Source organism: Mesorhizobium sp. KACC 23794 (assembly GCF_052180275.1).
Classification (GTDB): Bacteria; Pseudomonadota; Alphaproteobacteria; order Rhizobiales; family Rhizobiaceae; genus Kumtagia.
The window spans coordinates 875,114-894,267 of record NZ_CP197465.1 but is presented as its reverse complement, the minus strand read 5'-3'; the positions used below and the strand labels follow the sequence as shown (position 1 = coordinate 894,267).

The window sequence follows — 19,154 nt, the reverse complement described above, 5'->3', positions numbered from 1 at the left end:
GATGAAGGACCGTGAAGCGGCTATTTCTTGTGCAGGCGCTTCTCGACCGCGTCCACCGTCGCCCCGGCGGTGATGCCGAAATGCGGATAGAGCTGCTCGATCGTGCCCGACGCGCCAAAACCGTGCATGCCGATGAAGATGCCGTCGAGCCCGATGAAGCGATCCCAGCCAAGGCGGATACCCGCCTCGATCGCAACCTTGACCTTGGCCTTGCCGATCAGCGCCGCCTTGTACTCCTCCGACTGCTCCTCGAACAGTTCGAAGCAGGGCACCGAGACGACGCGCGTCGGGTGGCCGTGCTGCTGCAGCAGCGTGCGGGCGGCTACCGCGATCTCGACCTCGGAACCGCTGGCGAAGATGGTCACAGCCGCCTCGCCGTCGGCGGTGGCGAGTTCGTAGGCGCCAAGCCGGCACGGATTCTCCTCGTTGAATTCCGTGCGCAGCGCCGGCAGGTTCTGGCGGGTCAGCGCCAGCGTCGACGGCGTCTTCGTGCTCTCCAGCGCGACCTGCCAGCACTCGGCCGCTTCGGTGGCGTCGGCCGGCCGCATGACCAGATGGTTGGGGATCGCCCGCAGCGCCGCGAGGTGCTCGACCGGCTGGTGGGTTGGCCCATCCTCTCCGAGGCCGATGGAATCATGCGTCATCACGAAGATGGTGCGGATGCCCATCAGCGAGGCCAGCCGCATCGATGGCCGAGCATAGTCGGAGAAGCACATGAAGGTGCCGCCGTATGGGATGACGCCGCCATGCAGCGTCATGCCGTTCATCGCCGCCGCCATGCCGTGTTCGCGGATGCCGTAGTGGACGTAGCGGTTGCCGTAATTGCCGGCCGAGATCGCGTTGGTCTGGCTGGTCTTGGTGTTGTTTGAGCCGGTCAAGTCGGCCGAGCCGCCGACGGTTTCCGGCACCACCCCGTTGACGACCTCCAGCGCCATCTCGCTCGACTTGCGGGTGGCGACCTTCGGCTTGTCGACGGCCAGCTTCTTCTTGTAGGCGGCGATCGCCTCGTCGAAGCCGACCGGCAGGTCGCCGCGCATGCGGCGCTCGAACTCGGCGCGCGTGTCGGCGCCGGTTCCGGCCAGCCGGGATTCCCAGTCCTTGCGCTTCTTGGCCGAGTTGAGACCCGCCAGCCGCCATGCGTCGAGAATGTCGGACGGGATCTCGAAGGGCGCGAACTCCCAGCCGAGCGCCTTGCGGGTGGCGGCGATCTCGTCCTTGCCGAGCGCCGAGCCGTGCACCGCCTTGGTGCCGGCCTTGGTCGGCGCGCCGAAGCCGATGGTCGTCTTGCAGGCGATCATCGTCGGGCGGTCGGATTTCTTTGCCAGCTCGATGCAGTTGGCGATAGCTTCCGGATCGTGGCCGTCGCAGGCCAGCGTGTTCCAGCCGCTGGCGGCGAAGCGCGCACCCTGGTCGGTGGAGTCGGCCAGCGACACTGCGCCGTCGATCGAGATGTTGTTGTGGTCCCAGAACACGATCAGCTTGTTGAGCTTCAGGTGACCGGCCAGCGCCAGCGCCTCCTGGCTGATGCCCTCCATCAGGCAGCCGTCGCCGGCCAGCGCGTAGGTGTAGTGGTCGACCAGCGCGTCGCCGAACTGCGCGTTGAGGATGCGCTCGGCCAGCGCCATGCCGACGCTGTTGGCGAAACCCTGTCCGAGCGGCCCGGTCGTGGTCTCGATGCCGGCGGCATGGCCGTATTCCGGGTGGCCGGCGGTCTTGGAGCCGAGCTGGCGGAAATTCTTGATCTCGTCGATCGTGATGTCCTCGTAGCCGGTGAGGTACAGCAGCGAATAGAGCAGCATCGAGCCGTGGCCGGCCGACAGCACGAAGCGGTCGCGATCGGGCCAATGGGGGTTCTTCGGATCGTATTTCAGGAAACGCGTGAACAGCACGGTGGCGATGTCGGCGCAGCCCATCGGCAGGCCGGGGTGACCGGAATTCGCCTTCTCGACGGCGTCCATGGACAGGAAGCGGATCGCATTGGCCATGCGGTCGTGCTTTTCGCGGCTCGTCATGCTGGGATCTCCGAGGGTTCTGGCAGGCTGCCCCAAAGGCACGGGACACATAACAGGTGCCAAGCCGCTGTCAACAAATCGCAGCCCTGCCGAGCGTGCTTCAGCCTCGCTGCTCGCGCTTCAGGAAATCGACGAACGCCCGCAGCGGTCCGGGCATGTGACGGCGGCTGTGGTAATAGAGGAAGGGTCCAGAGAAGGGCGGCAGCCAGTCGTCGAGGACGCGCTCAAGGGCGCCTGAGGCCAGTTGGGCGGCAATGAACCCCTCGAAGGTGCAGAGGATGCCCAGCCCGTCGACCGCGGCGGCGATTTCCAGGTCGCCGTTGCTGGAGACCAGCGGCCCATGCGGCACGACCTTGACCACCTCGCCGTCGCGCTCGAATTCCCATGACAGCGCGGCGCCGCTGGCAAAGCGGTGGCGGATGCAGGCATGGTCGAGCAGGTCGCGCGGATGCGCCGGGCGGCCATGCGCCGCGAAATAGGCGGGCGAGGCGGCGGCGGCATAGCGCTGCTGGCGCGGACCGATCGGCACCGCGATCATGTCGCGCTCCAGCCGCTCGTCGTAGCGCACGCCGGCATCGAAGCCCGCCGCCAGCACGTCGATGAACGTATCCTCGGCCATGACTTCCAGCACGATATCCGGATGCTGGCGCAGGAAGCGTGTAACCAGCGCCGGCAGCACGATGCGCGCCACCACCGTCGGCACATTCAACCGCAGCGTACCGATCGGGCTATCGCGAAAACTGTTGACGGCATCGACCGCCGCGCCGACCTCACCCAGAGCTGGCGCAAGCCGCTCCAGCAGCCGGTTGCCGGCCTCGGTCAGCGTCACGCTACGGGTCGTGCGCTGCACGAGGCGCACGCCGAGGCTTGCTTCCAGTCGCCGCAGCGCCTCGCTGAGCGACGAGGCCGATCCACCCCGCGTGATCGCCGCGGCGCGAAACCCGCCGGCCCGCGCCACGGCGGCGAAAGCGTCGAGATCCGCAAGGTCGGGTATCGCCATTGTTCGCCAATCCGCACAAACTGTTCCGCATTGCCCGGATTATCGCACGAAACGGCAGGGCGCATATAGGGCCGACAGCATTTGACACCGAAAGGAAAAACACAATGCAACAGCGTCCATTGGGCAAGACAGGCCCGCTCGTCTCCGCGCTCGGACTCGGCTGCATGGGCATGTCCGATCTCTACGGACCGTCCGACCGCGCCGAGAGCATCGCCACGATCCACGCCGCGCTCGATGTCGGCATCAATCTGCTCGACACCGGCGATTTTTATGGCATGGGCCACAACGAGATGCTGATCGCGGAGGCCCTTGCCGGCGGCCGGCGCGATGGAGCCATCATCAGCGTGAAATTCGGCGGCATGCGCGATCCTGCCGGCAATTTCGTCGGCTTCGACACCCGCCCGGTGGCGATCAGGAATTTCGTCGCCTATTCGCTGAAGCGGCTGAACGTCGACCACATCGACATCTACCGCCCGGCGCGCCTCGATCCGAACGTACCGATCGAGGACACCGTCGGCGCCATCGCCGACCTGATCAAGGCCGGCTATATCAGTCACATCGGCCTCTCCGAAGTCGGCTCCGAGACGACCCGCCGCGCGGCGGCAGTCCATCCCATCGCAGACCTCCAGATCGAATATTCGCTGATCTCGCGCGGCATCGAGACCGGCATTCTGCAGACCTGCCGCGAGCTCGGCATCGGCATCACCGCCTATGGCGTGCTGTCGCGCGGCCTCATCAGCGGTCACTGGAGCAAGGATCGCAAGATCGAGCGCGACTTTCGCGCCCATAGTCCCCGTTTCCAGGGCGACAACCTCGACAGGAACCTCGCCCTCGTAGAAGCGTTGCGCGCGGTTGCCGAGGCGAAAGGCGTCTCGGTCGCCCAGATCACAATCGCCTGGGTGGCTGCGCAAGGCAACGACATCGTCCCGCTGATAGGCGCCCGCCGCCGCGACCGGCTGGCGGAAGCGATTGGTGCGCTGAAGGTCGAACTCACAGCAGCCGATCTTGCCGCGATCGAGCAGGCCATGCCGAAGGGCGCGGCATCCGGCGAGCGCTACGCGTCGGAGCAGATGGCAATGCTCGACAGCGAGAAGGCCTGAACGAAGCAGGCGGGCGCCCTGCCCTCGAGCCTTCTCCGTCCGATCCTCGGGCGTTGCTACGCCGGTTAACGGGGGATAGGCTCTACGGTCTGTTGACTGACAATTGACACGGTGCCTAATCTTTCCCGGGTAAACTGTTATTATCTGTCAATGATTCGGGGATTGGCGGAATTTCGACGGGTGCCATGACCGGGGAAGCAACGCTGCGGGAAGTCATCATCCGCCTGGGCAAGGCGATGGACTCGCTCGAACATGCGGCGGCCGCGCGGCTCGAAAACGAGCAGGATTATTCCGAAGCGGAGGCGGAGGTACAGCGCATGAACGCCGACCGCAGCCGGCTGGCGCAGGAACTCGACCTCTCCGAAGCGCGCGCCGAGCGGTTGGAAGAAGCCAATAAGGAAGTGTCCCGGCGTCTGGTGACCGCGATGGAGACCATCCGCGCGGTTCTCGACAGGTAGGTTCCCATGGCTCAGGTGACGGTCTCGATCGACGGCAAGACCTACCGCATGGCCTGCGACGAAGGCCAGGAGGAGCATCTCCTCGACCTCGCCCAGCGTTTCGACCGCTACGTCTCGCATCTCAAGGATTCCTTCGGCGAGATCGGCGACCAGCGGCTCACCGTCATGTCCGGCATCATGGTGATGGATGAACTCACGGAGCTCCAGAAGCGCGTGAAGGGCATGGAAAGCGAGATCGTCACCTTGCGCAAGACGCGCGACGACGCGCTGATGAAGGCAGACAAGAACGACGCCGCGCTCACCGGCGCCCTTGCCGGCCTCGCCCAGCGCATGGAGACGCTGGCAGGCAGACTCGCCGTCAAGAAGGATTGAGCCGGGTTCCGCACCGCGGAATTCCCCCTCGACGGCATTCCTACATTCTGCAACACTTTGGCGTAGCGGGTGCTGGCGAGCCCGCGCAACGAGCGGAGTGGCATGATGCGGCAACTGCTTCTGCGAATGACGGCGGCGCTGCTGCTGGCGGTGGGGATCGGAATGTCCTCGGCTTGGGCCGAGGACATTCCGATCCCCACGCAAGCCCAGTGGGCAGACGCCAAGAAGACAGTAAAACTCCCCAACGGCCTGACGCTTGCCTATTCCGAGATGGGCAATACCGACGGCGTGCCCACTCTCCTGCTGCATGGCTATACCGACAACAGCCGCTCCTGGTCGCTGATCGCGCCTTTCCTGAAGCACCGGCACCTGTTCGCGATCGACATGCGCGGCCATGGCAAGTCAGACGCGCCGCCCTGCTGTTATGCCTACACCGACCTAGCCAACGATGCCGCGCTGTTCCTCGACGCCATGGGCCTCGCCAAAGCCGACGTGGTCGGCCACTCGCTGGGGTCCCTTACTGGCCAGTTGCTCGCCGCCGAGCATCCCGACAAGGTCGGCAAGCTGGTGCTGGTCTCCTCGACCACGGCGATCGGCAGCGGTCCGGGCTCCTGGCTGTGGGACAACGTCACCCAGCTCAAGGCGCCAATCGACCCCAACAGCCAGTTCATGAAGGACTGGTACGCCAATCCTAACCCGGTCGACGAGGATTTCATCACCCGCGAACGCACCGAAAGCGCCGCGACGCCCATCAACGTCTGGATCGGGGTGCTGTGGGGGGCGGCGACCGGCGACCTCGCGCCGATTGCCTCGCAGGTGAAAGCGCCGGTGCTTGTGCTATGGGGCGAGAAGGACAGCCTGTTCGACCTGCCGCACCAGGAGAAGCTGGAAAAGGCCTATCCGGACGCCCGCTTCGAGGTTTTTGCCGGCGCCGGTCACAACATGTTCTGGGAATTTCCCAAGGACGCCGCCGCTATCATCAAGGATTTTCTGGACCAGAAAGACGAGCCTCCGCTCCCGGACCTGCCAGCGTCCAAGCCGTAGCCGCGCCTATCGGCTGGCGATCAGCGCGCCGGTGCCGATCATGGCACTGCCGGCAACACGGTTCATCCAGCGCAGCCGCGAGCCGGTACGGAACCAGGCAGAGGATTCGCCGGCCAGCACCGAATAGGTGCTCATGGTCAGCACGTTGACGCTGAACACCACCGCCATGATCAGCAGCGCGTCGACCGCCGTCAGCGTCCGCAGGTCGAGGATCAACGGCATCAGGCTGGCGTGGAACAGGATCGCCTTCGGATTGGAGAGCGCCAGCATCAGCCCGAGCAGGAACGGACGCTCGGCGCCGCCGGCCGGCTGCGCCGTGTCCGCCTCGATCGTGCCGGCCGAACGCCACATCATGATGCCCAGCCAGATCAGGTAGGCCGCGCCCACATATTTGGCGACGAGGAAGACGATGGAAAAAGCCTGCGCCAGCGCGATCAGGCCGCACATGGCGATGGTGACGAGGATCATGTCGCCCAGCGCCACGCCGAGCCCGACCATGATGCCGCGCCGCGTGCCGCGCGAGATGCCGGTGGCGATCACCGCCAGCATCGACGGGCCGGGCGTGACGGCGGCGACGAAATGCGCCGCGCAATAGGCGAAAAACACGGTCAGCGTCATGGCGGTCCTTCCTTGTCGGAAGGCGAAATTATCCCGGTCGCGCCATGCCGTCAGCGGCAGCATTGTGACAGGGACAAGAATACGGCCATTCCGCCGTTGGCGATCCGCGGCGTCGAAACACGAACGGCGGGCTTTCGGCCCGCCGTCGGTTCACTATCCGCAGGAGACCGCGGTCAGGAGGCGGCACCCTCGGCCGGCGCGGCGGTGGCGGCGGCGATTGCCGCGGCGGCCTCGTCCTGCGCCTTCTTGATGGCGTCGAGGCGGGCCTGGGCCTTCTTGCCCGGCAGCGCCTTGGTCGGGTTGGAGCGCGCCTCGCGCTTCGACAGGCCGGCCTCATCGAGGAAGCGGGCGACGCGGTCGGTCGGCAGCGCGCCGTTGCCCAGCCAGTGCGTGATGCGCTCGCCGTCGAGCTTCACGCGCTCGCTATCCTTCGGCAGCAGCGGGTTCCAGGCGCCGACCGCCTCGATGAAGCGGCCATCGCGCGGGCTGCGCGCGTCGGCGATGACGATGTGGTAGTAGGGACGCTTCTTCGAGCCCGCGCGGGCCAGCCGTATCTTCAGGGACATTTTCTTACTCCTAAGTTCTGGTTCGGTGGCTGAGGTCAGCCGTTGGTGGAGGCGCCCTCAGCGCCGGGTGCAGTCGCGCCGTTGCTGGCGGCGATCTGTTCGTGGTGGCGGATCACTTCCTTGATGACGAAGTTCAGGAATTTTTCCGCAAAGTCGGGATCGAGCTGGGCGTCCTGCGCCAACTGCCGCAGCCGCGCGATCTGCTGCTGCTCGCGCGCCGGGTCCGCCGGCGGCAGCCCGTGCGTGGCCTTCAGCACGCCGACCGCCTGTGTGCAGCGAAAACGCTCGGCCAGCATGTGGATGAGTGCGGCGTCGATGTTGTCGATCGAAGCGCGAAATCCCTTCAGCGCTTCGTGCGCATCGGTCACGCGCTTGTAGCCGGCGGCAATCGGATCGTAGGCGCTCTGCTCGGTCATCTCCCCCTCACTTCTTCTTGCCGAGGCCGGGCAGTCCACCCGGACCGCCGAGCCCCGGAAGTTTCATGCCGCCCGGCAGGCCGGGAAGCCCGCCACCGCCAAGACCAGGAAAGCCGGGCGGCAGGCTCTTCGGCAGGCCGCCGCCGAGCCCGGACGCCTCTGCCTGCTTCTGCAACGCCTCGAGTTGCTTCGGATCCATCTTGGACAGGTCCGGCATTCCGCCCATGCCCGGCATCATGCCGCCCAGCCCCATCTTGGAGGCCAGCCCGCCCATCATGCCGCGCATCAGGCCGCCGCCTTTGCCCTTGCCGCCCATCGCCTTCATCATGTCAGCCATGCCGCGATGCATCTTCAACAGCTTGTTGATCTCGGCGGCATCGGTGCCGGAGCCGGCGGCGATGCGCTTCTTGCGGCTGTGCTTCAGCATGTCGGGGTTGGCGCGCTCGGCCTTGGTCATCGACGAGATGATGGCGATCTGGCGCCCGAACATCTTGTCGTCAAGGCCGGCCGCCGACATCTGGTCCTTCATCTTGCCCATGCCGGGCATCATGCCCATGATGCCGCCCATGCCGCCGAGCTTCTTCATCTGCTGCAGCTGATCGGCAAGATCGTTCAGGTCGAACTTGCCCGACTGCATCTTTTTCGCCATCGCCGCGGCTTTTTCCGCGTCGATGTTTTCGGCGGCCTTCTCGACAAGGCTGACGATGTCGCCCATGCCGAGGATGCGGTCGGCGATGCGGCGCGGATGGAATTCCTCCAGCGCATCCATCTTCTCGCCGACGCCGATCAGCTTGATCGGTTTTCCCGTGACCGCGCGCATAGAGAGCGCCGCGCCGCCGCGCCCGTCGCCGTCCATGCGGGTGAGCACCAGTCCGGTGATGCCGACGCGCTCGTCGAAGGAGCGGGCGAGGTTGACGGCGTCCTGGCCGGTGAGCGAATCCGCCACCAGCAGGATCTCGTGCGGCGACGAGACGGCCTTGATCTCGGCCATCTCGGCCATCAGCGGCTCGTCGATATGGGTGCGGCCGGCGGTGTCGAGGATGACCACGTCGTGGCCGCCGAGCTTTGCCGCCTGCACCGAGCGTTTTGCGATGTCGACCGGCGACTGGCCGGCGACGATGGGCAGGGTCGCCACCTTGGTCTGCTCGCCGAGCTGGCGCAACTGCTCCTGCGCGGCCGGCCGGCGCGTGTCGAGCGAGGCCATCAGGACCTTCTTGCCCTGCCGCTCCATCAGCCGCTTGGCGATCTTGGCTGATGTCGTGGTCTTGCCCGAGCCCTGCAGGCCGACCATCATGACCACCACCGGGGCCGGCGCGTTGAGGTCGATAGTATGACCTTCCGAGCCAAGCATTTCGACCAGCTCGTCATGGACGATCTTGACGACCATCTGCCCGGGCTTGATCGACTTCAGAACCTCGGCGCCGACGGCCTTGCCGCGCACCTTGTCGACGAAGGAACGCACGACCTCGAGCGCCACGTCGGCCTCGATCAGCGCGCGCCGCACCTCGCGGAGTGCGGCCGAGACATCCGCCTCCGACAGCGCGCCACGGCCGGTCAGGCCGTTGAGAATGGAACCAAGCCGTTCCTGTAGGCTCTCGAACATCCGTCTTCCTTTTCCCGTGCGCCACAATGGTGCCCGAGAGGTAGTGTCTTCTCGCCGAAGTCCCAAGCACCGAACGGCCAAAACCAAAAAGCACCCGGGGGCGCATCGCGCTGCCGGATGTTGGCCTCCGGGATCGGTCCTGATTCAGACGGTCAGGCGTCCCGGTCGGCCGCTCGGAGGATTACTCGTCGCGGAATTTCGTGGGCTTGGACAGGATTTTGGGCCGAAAGTCAAGCCTGACATGTCATTCGACAGCCTCCGCCCGCCGGATCGAGCCACGAAATGCTCCACCAAGGATCGTTCCGCCACAACGATCAGGCCAAGGCCGTTTGGGGCAAATCGCTACCAGCCAAGCGCAAGTATCCATCGGAAAATCGGATCAAATCAGACGGATATCAAGCAAGCTCCTTTTCACATCCACAGTCGAAATCGATCGCCAATGCTGGAACAATGGCATGACGTTAGACCGGTCGAAAGCGCCGCTCGATATTCAGATATTGTTTGCAGATTGCACGCTAGGAGGTCGAGCCGGGATATTTTCTTGATCCCCAACAATAAGCGCGAGGCTCGAAACGCGTCTCGATCGACAGGCAACTTCCTGAAGGAAAAGACATGATCCAGAATACATCTCGTCGCGAACTGCTCAAGCTGGCGGCGGCCGGCGCTGTCACGGCTTCCGCGGTCGCCGCTTCGGCAAGCGCGGCGCAGGCTTACCAGGGCAACATGGAGCGCGCCATTTCGGCGCTCTACGATGCCCTCGGCTCGTTGAAGGAAGCGACGCCGAACAAGGGCGGCCACCGCGAGACGGCGATGCAGCTCGTCGAACAGGCGATTTCGCAAGTCCAGGCGGGTATCCAGTACGCCAACGAACACGGCGGCGGCTGACCCGGCGATCCGGCGCAGCCCGGATTGGTCGTGGCTTCGGTCCATAACCGCCGCTGCGCCGCTTCCGATAAGACGGTCCCGACAACCGCCCGGGCCGGACCGCGGAAACGGGAGACGCCGACGATGCCTGATGCCCGCGCATTGCCACGCACTTCTGGCCCCGGGCGAGGTGCTTCGAACAAAAGGAACGATGAGACATGACCGGGAAAACCACGACGCTGACGACGCTTGCAATGCTCGCCACGATGACCGGCGCGGCGTATGCGACCGAGGCCGGCTACGAGTGTTCGGGCGGCACGCGATTGACCGCGGTCTTCTCCGAACCAGGCGCAACCCCTGGCAGTGTGGTATTGCATCTCGCCGGCCAGTCTGGAGACATCACACTGCCGCAGGCAATGTCTGCCGATGGCGGTCGTTATGCCGACGGCGCGACGGAATTCTGGATCAAAGGCAAGGACGCCAGCTTCACCCACGCGGGGAAAACCGAAACCTGCCACACAAAATAAAAATCCAGCCCGTTGCATCGCCGCCTTGCTGGCGTGATGTTTAGGTGCTTCGAGACGCTGAAACGCACTGGAATGCGGGAAACCATCATGCGCCGATTTGTCCAGGGCGTCTTTTCCCGCCCGCATCCGACAATCCTCGCCTCGTACAGCGTCCTCGCCATGACATTCGGGGCCGATGCGGCATCGTTCAACTGCCAGCAGGCGTCGCTTCCGGCCGATAAAGCGATCTGCGCAAACAGCAATCTTAGCCATCTGGATGAGCAGACGGCCGGCATGTATTTCACCATCGTGGGAAGCGGGGCGCCAGCCGCCACGGTGGCGGACGTCAAGTCCTCGCAGACGAAGTTCGTCCAGACGCGAAACGCCTGCGGCGCCAATTTGGACTGCCTGGTCGATGCCTACACGTCCCAGATGATGTTTTTGAAGAACATCAAGAGCAATCTGGGCCTTTAGGATCAAGGCCCATCTCGCCGTTCAGGCCACAGGCGACAGATCTCCGTAACCGCGCAGTATCCACGGTCACTCCGCCGGTTTGAGCGCCGAACGCGCCGCCTCGCGGATGCGTCTGCGCTCGCGGAACTGGCCCCATTGCTGGTCGACGAGCACGCCGACGAGGATCACCGTGCCCATGACCGCGAAGTTGAGCGATGAGGGGATGCCGAGCAGGTTGACGAGGTTCTGCAGGATCTGCAGCAGGATCGTGCCCAGGATGACGCCCACGATCGAGCCTTCGCCACCGCGCAGCGAAAAACCGCCCAGCACCGCCGCCGCGATGGCGTAGAGTTCATAGAAATTGGCGTGGCCGGAAGGCTGTACCGAGCGCGTGTACATGGCGAAGAAGATCGCAGCGAGCGCCGTCAGGGCGGCGCAGATCACATAGGCCGCGATCACCACGAGGTCGGTGCGGATGCCGGAGAACTTTGCCGCCTCTTCGTTCTTGCCCACCGCAAAGAGGTAGCGGCCGAAGACGGAGCGATGCAGCACGATCCAGGCGATGACCGCGACCACGAGAAGCACATAGACCGAGGTCGGGATGCCGAAGGGCCGCGCCACGAAGAAGTCGAGGCCCGGATAGGTGCTGCCGAACGGAAAACCGGCGGTGGCGTCGGCCGTATAGCCGCGCGCCACGCCGCGATAGATCAAGAGTCCGCACAGCGTCACCACGAAGGGCTGCATGCGCAGCTTTGTGATCAGCAGGCCATGGGCGAGCCCGAGCGCGATGCCGAGCCCCATGACGATGGCCGCGGCGATCGGCCAGGGAATGCCCAAGCGCCCGACCATGTCGACGAACAGCACGCCAAGCAGCGCGATCATCGAGCCGACCGACAGCTCGATGCCGCCGGTGATGATGACGAACCCTTGCCCGATGGCGAACAGACCGAACAGGCCGATGAGATTGGCGGTATTGGCAAGGTTGTTCGAGGAGAGGAACAACGGGTTGCGCAGATAGACGAACAGGCCAACCACCAGGACGAGGACCAGAAGCCCGAGGTCTTTCCTGTTCACGCGCGCGCTCCCGTTTCTTCCACTTCGCGGCCGACGGCCAGCATCAGCACGTTTTCCTCGCTGAACCGGTCGCGCGTCAGCGTGCCGGAGATGCGGCCCTCGTGCATGACGGCGATGCGGTCGGACACGCCGATCACCTCCTCCATGTCGGAGGAGATCATCAGCACCGCGACGCCGGCGTCGGCCAGCCCGCGCATGAGTTTGTAGATCTCGAACTTCGCGCCAATGTCGATGCCCCGCGTGGGTTCGTCGAGGATGATGACCTGCGGGTTCATCGCCAGCCATTTGGCGAGCGCCACCTTCTGCTGGTTGCCGCCCGACAGCGCGCCGGTGCGCACCTTGACGTTAGGTGCCCTTATGTCGAGTTCCGTCTTGCTACGCTCGCCACGCCGGATCTCCGCTGCCGGCGAAACGATGCCGCCGCGCGAATAAGCGCCGAGATTCGGCAGCGTGATGTTCTGGGCGATCGACAGGTCGAGCAGGATGCCGGCGCCCTTCCGGTCCTCCGGCACCAGGAAGATGCCGCGCGCCGTGGCGTCGCCGGTGGTCCTGACGGCGAACGCCTTGCCCGCGAAGGCGACCTCGCCGCCGAAGATGGGATCGATGCCGAAGATAGCGCGGGCAAGCTCGCTGCGGCCGGAGCCGACCAGCCCGGCCAGCCCGAGGATCTCGCCTCGGTGCAGATCGAGCGTCACCGGCTGCCGTGGATAGGCGGCTGTGCGGATGCCGCGCGCCGACAGCGCCACCTCCCCGCGCGGGCGCGACGGCGGCGTGTACACCACCTTGAGCTCACGCCCGATCATCATGCGCACCAGCTTCTGGTAGGTGACCTCCGATCGGTCCAGTTCGCCCGCGAACTCGCCGTCGCGCAGCACGACCACCCGGTCGCAGGCCCGCTCGATTTCGTGCAGGCGGTGCGAGATGAAGATGACGGCGATGCCCTCGGCCTTCAGCCCGCGGATCACCTCCAGCAGTTTTTCGGTCTCGTGCAGGGGCAGGCTCGACGTCGGCTCGTCGAGGATGATCAGCCGCGCGTCATAGCTCAGCGCCTTGGCGATCTCGACGATCTGCTGCTGGGCGAGCGACAGTTTACGGACCGGCGATTGCGGACCGAAATTGGCGCCGAGCCGGCGCAGGATCGGCGCCACGGCAGCGCGCTGCCGCTCGGTGTCGACGATGTTGAGGATGCCGTATTTGCGCGGCTCGCGGCCGATGAAGACATTGGCCGCAACGTCGAGATTGTCGAACAGGTTCAGTTCCTGATGAACGAAGGCGATACCGGCGCGGATCGATTCGGTTACCGTGAAGGACGGGCTGGGCACGCCGTCGACCTCGATCGTGCCGCCGTCGGGAACGACGACGCCGCCAAGAATCTTCATCAGCGTGGATTTGCCGGCCCCATTCTCACCGACGATGCCGATCACCTCGCCGGGACGAACCTCCAGGTCGAAGCCGGCGAGCGCGACGACACCCGGATAGGCCTTGCGCACGCCGGCGAGCCGCAGGAAGGGCTGCTCGGTCGACGACGGGATAATGGGAACTGCTTGGGTGTTCATCGCGCGGGAAGGTCGAACCGGCGCGGCAATTGTCGCCGCGCCGGTTCCTGTTTGATCGATCAGCCGGCGCTGGCGATCTTGGCCTTCAGATCGGCCGAGAACTGATCGACATTGTCCTTGTTGATGACGGCGGTCGGGACGATGATCAGCTTGTCCGCCGGCACCATCGACTTGTCGCCACCGAGATAGGCAGCCATCATCTTCATGCCCTGGTAGCCCCATTCGAAGGGCTGCTGGACGACGGTCGACGCGAAGGAGCCTTCCTTCACGGCGCCGAGCGTCACCGGATCCTCGTCGAAGGCGACGACGGTGATCTGGCCGAGCTTGCCATTGGCCTGCAGCGATTCGTAGATCTTGGGCGGGTTGTAGGAATAGAAGCCGACCATGCAGTTGATCTCGGGATTGCCGACCAGCACGTCGTCCACATTGCTGCGCGCCTTTGCGAAGTCCACGTCGTCGCCGCGGACGTCGACCAGCGTGATGCCCTTGCCTTCGATCGCCTGCTTGAAGCCGGCGATGCGCTCCTTGGCGTTGTCGGCGTCGAGGAAGCCGACGAAGCCCATGCACTTGCCCTCCTTGCCGCCCATCGCCTTGACCATTTCCTCGCCGGCCTGCACGCCAGCCAAGGTGTTGGACGAGCCGAGATAGGCGATGCGGTTGGACTGCGGGGCGTCCGAATCGGTGGTGAACAACGGCACCTGCGCGGCAATCTTGTTGAACGCGTCGATCGAGTTCTTGGGATCGGCCGACGAGATCATGATGGCATCGACACCACCGGCCACGAGGTCGTCCATCAGTGCGTTCTGCAGCGCGGCTGTGCCCTGCGCCGGATAGCGCAACTGCAGCTCGTAGCCGTCGCCAAGCTCGCCCTGCGCCTTCTTGATACCGGCCTCGGCCAGTTTCCAGAAGTCGGAAGATGCGTTGACGACCATGGCGAGTTGCTTCTTCTCCTGCGCGATTGCCGACCCGGCAAGCAGCAGCCCAGCCGCCGCGGTTGCGGCGAGCAGTAGTTTGAATTTCATAGATGTCTCCTCCTATTATGCCCGGCTGTCGCGGACATGCGGTTTACTTCCAAGCCTTCTAAGCCCCTCCCGGGCAATGGCCAGGCCATCAGGGCATATACTGCTCCAGCCTTTTGCCGATTACCAGCCACTTTGAAGAAGGCTGACGAAGCGCCCGGATATTGCTTGCATCCGAAGTATCGCCGCTTCGGTGCGCACCACGCTATCGCGTTGGCGGCGACGCAAAGACCTCGATCGCCTCCTCCACGCCCTTCACCTCGTGCCGCCCGCACGAACGGAATCCTCCTCCGGGAAACCCGTCGACAAATGCTGCGCTCATCAGGATCGGCTCGTCGACCAGCCGTGTCAGCCCCTCGATGCGGAAAGCGATGTTGACCGCGTCGCCGAGCGCGGTGTTGATGCCCTTGCCCATCGAGCCGATCGCCACCGGGCCGAGATGCAGCCCGATGCGGCAATCCATGGCAATGCCGTGCGCGGCCCCGAGAAGCAGGCGCGTCGGCGACGCCGGCGTCTCCTCGACGGTGCGCAGCGCCTGCGCCGCCTTCAGCGCCTGGCTGCGGATGTCCGGCCCGACGCCGTGCCAGTAGGCGAACACGCAATCGCCGATGAACTTGTCGATCGAGGCGCCGTGGCGCTTCAGGATGGCGTCGCAGTCGGCGTACCATTCGCGCAGAAGGTCGGCCACCTGGGCGGGCGACAGCAGCGAGCAGATCGCGGTGAACCCCTTCAGGTCGCCGACCAGAATGGTCATCGGCGCACTTCTCGCCGGCTCGGGCGGCAGGCGCGAAATCTGGGTGCGGTCGCTCAGCACCTCGGTCTTCATCGACGCGGAGCCCGTGTCCTCGAACACCAGGACGGCCTTGCCCACCTGCAGCCGGTCGCCCGGATGCAGCACGCGGGCGGCGTTCAGCGCCGCGCCGTTGACGAAGGTGCCGTTGGCGCTGCCGAGGTCGACTACCCAGAATCTCGACGCCTCGTAGCGCACAGCGGCATGCTGGCGCGAGACGCTGGCGTCCGTCAGCCGGATGGTCGCCGTGTCGCCGCGGCCGATCAGGGATATGTCACCGAGCCGATGGACCTCGCCGCTGATTGCATCCCGCATAACCGCCGACATCCGCCCGCCAACCCACCCCGATTGATCACGACATCTTCGTATCGGGCCACTATGCGACGGTTTGCCGGCAGGGGTCCAGCCCGCAGGTGGGGCGACCGCTTCCCGGCACGCGGGTTTCAGCCAAGCAGGGCCGACGCCACATGGGCCGCCAGCACCACGCAGGCGAACAGGTCGGTGGCCATCGCGATGGTCTCGTTGCGGCTGCGCGCCGGCTCCATGACATGGCGAGCGCCGGCGATGCCGTAGAAAATGCCCGCCGCAATCGCCACCGGCAGCACGAAGCTCGGCGCGAAGATGGAAGCGACGCCGACCACGCCGATCGAGAAATTCGAAACTCCGAGTTCGCGAACCAGCACCAGCGCCTCGTCGCTCTTCATGTCGAAGATTTCACGCGCGGTGAATTGCGGCTGGAAATACTGGCGCAACCCGGCAAGCACCAGCCGCACGCCTGCGGCCCAGAATACGAACCATTTTCCGACCAGCGGCATGATCGCGGCGCCTGCCGGCGACAGGAGGCAATCCGCCACTACCGAGCCGACCGGCAGTACGAGCATCAGGCCAAGGACGACTACGAGATACATTTTTCCCCCGGTAGCCCGCAGCTCAGTCGGCTTGTTCCGGCCCCGATTCCTCGTTCACTGCAAGGGCTTCAGGCCCGCAAAAACCGTCGGCAGGAATTCCGAAATGGTCGGATGGATCGGCACGGAGCGCAACAGCGTATCGACCTTGGCTTTTGCATACATCAGGTCGAGGATGCCATGCACCACCTCGTCGCCGCTGGCGCCGAGGATCGACGCGCCGAGAATCTGGCGGCTGTCGGCATCGACCAGAACCTTCATGAAACCCTCGGTCTCGCCGCGCTCAATGGCGCGGCCGACCCGCGACATCGCGATGCCGCCGATCAGGCAGTTTTTGCCCGACTTGCGCGCTTCCGCCTCGGTCATGCCGACACGGCCTAGCGGCGGGTCTATATAGAGTGCGTAGCACGGGAAACGGTCGGTGACGCGGCGCGGATCATTGTCCAGCAGATTGGCGGCGACGATCTCATAATCGTTGTAGGCGGTGTGGGTGAAGGCGCCGCGGCCGTTGCAGTCGCCCATCGCCCAGACGGTGTCGGCACTGGTCCGCAACTCGTCGTCGACCTTGATGTAGCCACGCTGGTCGGTCTCGATGCCGGCCGCCTCCAGCCCCAAGTCGTCGGTGTTAGGCCGCCTGCCCATCGCCAGCAGCACATGGCTGCCGATGATTTCAGGTGCGCCCTCAGTGCAGTCGACGCCGACGGCGATATCGTCGTCCTGCCGCCGGAATTTGATGCATTCGGCACTCAGCCGGAAGGCGATGCCTTCCTTCGCAAGGATATCGTGGATCGCCTGCGAAACATCCTCGTCCTCGCGGCCGGTCAGCCGCGGACCCTTTTCGATGACGGTCACTTGCGCGCCGAAGCGGCGGAACATCTGCGCGAATTCCAGCCCGATGTAGCTGCCGCCGACCACCACCAGATGGCGCGGCAGCGTGTCGAGTTCGAGGATCGAGCTGTTGGTGAGATAGGAGATGTCGCCGACACCGGGCAGGTCGGGCACCGCTGCACGGCCGCCGACATTGAGGAATATCTTGCCGGCGGAAAGAGCCTCGCCATTGATCTCGATCTCGCCCGGCGCGCGGAAGCGCGCGTGGCCTTCGATGAACGTGATGTTTGGCGTCGTCGCCAGCCAGTCGCGCAGGCCGTTGCGCGAGTCCAGCGTCACCTTCTCCTTGCGCGCCATCACGCGCTGCATATCGATGCCGATATCGCCCAACACCACGCCGTAGTCGGAGCCGCGCCGCGCCATCTGCGCCGCATAGGCGCTGGCCACCATGGTCTTGGTGGGTTTGCAGCCGGTGTTGACGCAGGTGCCGCCCAGGAACTTTCGCTCGATCATGGCGACGCGCTGGCCTGCATTGGCCAAGCGCACCGCCAGCGAGGGGCCGGCCTGCCCGCCGCCTATGACGATCGCGTCGAATTTCCTGGTCATAGTACGACCGAGACCGCCACCAGCCCGAGCACGATTGCAACCACGTCCTCGATGAGCGCGGCCGGCCGGTCCTGCCCGAACATGCCGGCAAGCCGGCCGCGCGCTTCCGCCCCGCCGAGCGTGCCGATGACGGCGCCGACAACGCCTGCGATCAGTCCGCCGATCAGCGACCCTCCGGCCGTGCCGATGACAGCACCGCAGAAGGCGCCGCTGACGATCCGCGCGCCGAACTGCATCGGCACTTTTCGGCTGGGCGTCGACGGCAGTTGATCGGTGACGAACTCGACCAGCGCCAGGATGGAGAAGACCCAGGGCGTGAAGCGAAAGCCCATGAAAGCCGCCCAGCTATCGGACACCGGCAGCCAACCGAGCGCCGCCCCCCAACTGACCGCGGCCGGCGCGGTCATGGCGCGCAGGCCGGCAACGACGCCGATAAGCAACGCGGCAAGATAGATCGACATGATGGTTTGTCCCCGTTTGACGGCACTACATCACTCCGGCCCATCGCCCGCAACCGGCTGGCCGCATCGCGCTGCAATATTCCGTCATCGGTGAAATCGACGTGACAGGGCGAGGCCTGAGCACGGTTTCTACAGGAGCCGACGGAGCCGGAAATCTTCGCAGCTTGTCACCGCTTCATCCGCGCCAACGGAACACGCTTCGGTACGCGGAATATATACCGAGGGGCAGTTCCATCCACGCTTCGAGAGTTCCCCCGAAGGAGCGGGTCGCAGATAAGACTGCCTCCCTCAATCCGGCCTCGCAAGCCATCACGCTCCCGGAATGTCATAGATCGCCCTGACCTCGATGGTGCCCATCTCGGCAAGCGGAATGCCGGCGGCGATATCGAGCGCCTGGTCGAGATTCACAGCCTCGATCATCACGAAGCCGAGCAGCTGCTCCTTGGTCTCGGCGAAAGGACCGTCGGTGACCAGCGTCTTGCCTCTGCGCCGTCGCACGCTCTTCGCGGTTTTCACCGACTGCAGAGCTTCGGCGATAACGAGATGCCCGCTGGCTTCCAGCGACCGGTCGTAGGCGATGGAGGAGGCATCGAGTTTCGCCGACCCCTCTGGCGTCAGATCGCGAAGGTCCTTTTCCGCGCCATAGACCAGGCAGATATATTTCATCGCTCTTCTCCGTTTCGGGTTGAAGTGTAGAACGAGACTAGGGAGTCATCAGCCGCCTCTTTTTGCGCCGCCTGGTCGAGGGCGGCGATCGCGACGGCAATCAGGCCGAACGCCACCAGAAGCCGGGCGACGCCGGAAGGCCTCGGCCGGCCATTCCGTTGGTCGCCGCCGTCGTCAGAACCCTTCCAGCAGGCATTGAAAAGCGTATTCATGCGAAAACTCCTTGCGACCGCTTGC

22 protein-coding genes are annotated in these 19,154 nt (G+C 65.0%); 7 read left to right on the top strand and 15 right to left on the bottom strand.

Features of this window, described 5'->3' with window-relative positions; all coding sequences use genetic code 11:
* Positions 1-20: 20 nt before the first annotated feature.
* The gene (tkt, locus tag ACSBOB_RS04605) at positions 21-2,012 is read right to left on the bottom strand and encodes a transketolase (protein ID WP_442581288.1); all 1,992 of its coding nucleotides are present in this window, start codon (positions 2,010-2,012) and stop codon (positions 21-23) included.
* Between the two features lie 100 nt (positions 2,013-2,112).
* Entirely contained in the window at positions 2,113-3,012 is a 900-nt protein-coding gene (locus tag ACSBOB_RS04600; RefSeq protein ID WP_442581287.1) for a LysR substrate-binding domain-containing protein, read from the bottom strand.
* A 104-nt stretch (positions 3,013-3,116) separates the two neighbouring features.
* Here ACSBOB_RS04600 and ACSBOB_RS04595 point away from each other — a divergent pair, with 104 nt between their 5' ends.
* From ACSBOB_RS04595 to ACSBOB_RS04580, 4 genes are all read left to right on the top strand, one after another.
* The gene (locus ACSBOB_RS04595) at positions 3,117-4,112 is read left to right on the top strand and encodes an aldo/keto reductase (RefSeq protein WP_442581286.1); all 996 of its coding nucleotides are present in this window, start codon (positions 3,117-3,119) and stop codon (positions 4,110-4,112) included.
* Positions 4,113-4,297: 185 nt separating this feature from the next.
* A complete protein-coding gene (locus ACSBOB_RS04590) occupies positions 4,298-4,570 on the top strand; it encodes a DUF4164 domain-containing protein (protein WP_442581285.1) in 273 nt (90 codons plus the stop codon).
* Positions 4,571-4,576: 6 nt separating this feature from the next.
* The gene (locus ACSBOB_RS04585) at positions 4,577-4,942 is read left to right on the top strand and encodes a cell division protein ZapA (RefSeq protein ID WP_442581284.1); all 366 of its coding nucleotides are present in this window, start codon (positions 4,577-4,579) and stop codon (positions 4,940-4,942) included.
* A 105-nt stretch (positions 4,943-5,047) separates the two neighbouring features.
* Positions 5,048-5,986 carry an alpha/beta fold hydrolase gene (locus tag ACSBOB_RS04580; protein WP_442581283.1) on the top strand — a complete coding sequence of 313 codons (939 nt, stop codon included), beginning with the start codon at positions 5,048-5,050 and terminating at the stop codon, positions 5,984-5,986.
* A 6-nt stretch (positions 5,987-5,992) separates the two neighbouring features.
* Here ACSBOB_RS04580 and ACSBOB_RS04575 read toward each other — a convergent pair whose 3' ends face one another.
* The 4 genes from ACSBOB_RS04575 to ffh form a co-directional block, all read right to left on the bottom strand.
* Positions 5,993-6,604 carry a LysE family translocator gene (locus ACSBOB_RS04575; protein WP_442581282.1) on the bottom strand — a complete coding sequence of 204 codons (612 nt, stop codon included), beginning with the start codon at positions 6,602-6,604 and terminating at the stop codon, positions 5,993-5,995.
* A gap of 173 nt (positions 6,605-6,777) precedes the next feature.
* Positions 6,778-7,170, bottom strand: coding sequence for a 30S ribosomal protein S16 (rpsP, locus tag ACSBOB_RS04570; protein WP_442581281.1), 393 nt, complete (start codon positions 7,168-7,170; stop codon positions 6,778-6,780).
* A 35-nt stretch (positions 7,171-7,205) separates the two neighbouring features.
* Entirely contained in the window at positions 7,206-7,586 is a 381-nt protein-coding gene (locus ACSBOB_RS04565; RefSeq protein ID WP_442581280.1) for a chorismate mutase, read from the bottom strand.
* 7 nt (positions 7,587-7,593) lie between these two features.
* Positions 7,594-9,189, bottom strand: coding sequence for a signal recognition particle protein (ffh, locus tag ACSBOB_RS04560; RefSeq protein ID WP_442581279.1), 1,596 nt, complete (start codon positions 9,187-9,189; stop codon positions 7,594-7,596).
* Between the two features lie 612 nt (positions 9,190-9,801).
* Here ffh and ACSBOB_RS04555 point away from each other — a divergent pair.
* From ACSBOB_RS04555 to ACSBOB_RS04545, 3 genes are all read left to right on the top strand, one after another.
* A complete protein-coding gene (locus ACSBOB_RS04555) occupies positions 9,802-10,074 on the top strand; it encodes a hypothetical protein (protein WP_442581278.1) in 273 nt (90 codons plus the stop codon).
* Positions 10,075-10,271: 197 nt separating this feature from the next.
* Positions 10,272-10,580, top strand: coding sequence for an MliC family protein (locus ACSBOB_RS04550; protein WP_442581277.1), 309 nt, complete (start codon positions 10,272-10,274; stop codon positions 10,578-10,580).
* A gap of 12 nt (positions 10,581-10,592) precedes the next feature.
* The gene (locus ACSBOB_RS04545) at positions 10,593-11,033 is read left to right on the top strand and encodes a lysozyme inhibitor LprI family protein (protein WP_442581276.1); all 441 of its coding nucleotides are present in this window, start codon (positions 10,593-10,595) and stop codon (positions 11,031-11,033) included.
* Between the two features lie 66 nt (positions 11,034-11,099).
* On the opposite strand, the gene ACSBOB_RS04540 is transcribed toward ACSBOB_RS04545, so the two are convergent.
* From ACSBOB_RS04540 to ACSBOB_RS04500, 9 genes are all read right to left on the bottom strand, one after another.
* A complete protein-coding gene (locus ACSBOB_RS04540) occupies positions 11,100-12,086 on the bottom strand; it encodes an ABC transporter permease (RefSeq protein ID WP_442581275.1) in 987 nt (328 codons plus the stop codon).
* On the bottom strand, positions 12,083-13,642 hold the full coding sequence (locus tag ACSBOB_RS04535) for a sugar ABC transporter ATP-binding protein (RefSeq protein WP_442581274.1): 1,560 nt from the start codon (positions 13,640-13,642) through the stop codon (positions 12,083-12,085). The genes ACSBOB_RS04540 and ACSBOB_RS04535 overlap by 4 nt, the downstream gene beginning before the upstream one ends.
* A gap of 59 nt (positions 13,643-13,701) precedes the next feature.
* On the bottom strand, positions 13,702-14,664 hold the full coding sequence (locus ACSBOB_RS04530) for a sugar-binding protein (protein WP_442581273.1): 963 nt from the start codon (positions 14,662-14,664) through the stop codon (positions 13,702-13,704).
* Between the two features lie 202 nt (positions 14,665-14,866).
* Positions 14,867-15,766 carry an FHA domain-containing protein gene (locus ACSBOB_RS04525; protein ID WP_442581272.1) on the bottom strand — a complete coding sequence of 300 codons (900 nt, stop codon included), beginning with the start codon at positions 15,764-15,766 and terminating at the stop codon, positions 14,867-14,869.
* Between the two features lie 128 nt (positions 15,767-15,894).
* Positions 15,895-16,359, bottom strand: a complete 465-nt coding sequence (locus tag ACSBOB_RS04520; protein ID WP_442581271.1) for a DUF6790 family protein — start codon at positions 16,357-16,359, stop codon at positions 15,895-15,897.
* 54 nt (positions 16,360-16,413) lie between these two features.
* The gene (locus ACSBOB_RS04515; protein WP_442581270.1) at positions 16,414-17,790 is read right to left on the bottom strand and encodes an FAD-containing oxidoreductase; all 1,377 of its coding nucleotides are present in this window, start codon (positions 17,788-17,790) and stop codon (positions 16,414-16,416) included.
* Entirely contained in the window at positions 17,787-18,251 is a 465-nt protein-coding gene (locus ACSBOB_RS04510; RefSeq protein ID WP_442581269.1) for a DUF4126 domain-containing protein, read from the bottom strand. The genes ACSBOB_RS04515 and ACSBOB_RS04510 overlap by 4 nt, the downstream gene beginning before the upstream one ends.
* A 309-nt stretch (positions 18,252-18,560) precedes the next feature.
* Positions 18,561-18,917 carry a YciI family protein gene (locus ACSBOB_RS04505; RefSeq protein WP_442581268.1) on the bottom strand — a complete coding sequence of 119 codons (357 nt, stop codon included), beginning with the start codon at positions 18,915-18,917 and terminating at the stop codon, positions 18,561-18,563.
* Positions 18,914-19,129, bottom strand: coding sequence for a hypothetical protein (locus ACSBOB_RS04500; RefSeq protein ID WP_442581267.1), 216 nt, complete (start codon positions 19,127-19,129; stop codon positions 18,914-18,916). Before ACSBOB_RS04500 ends, ACSBOB_RS04505 begins: the two co-directional genes overlap by 4 nt.
* Positions 19,130-19,154 lie beyond the last annotated feature (25 nt).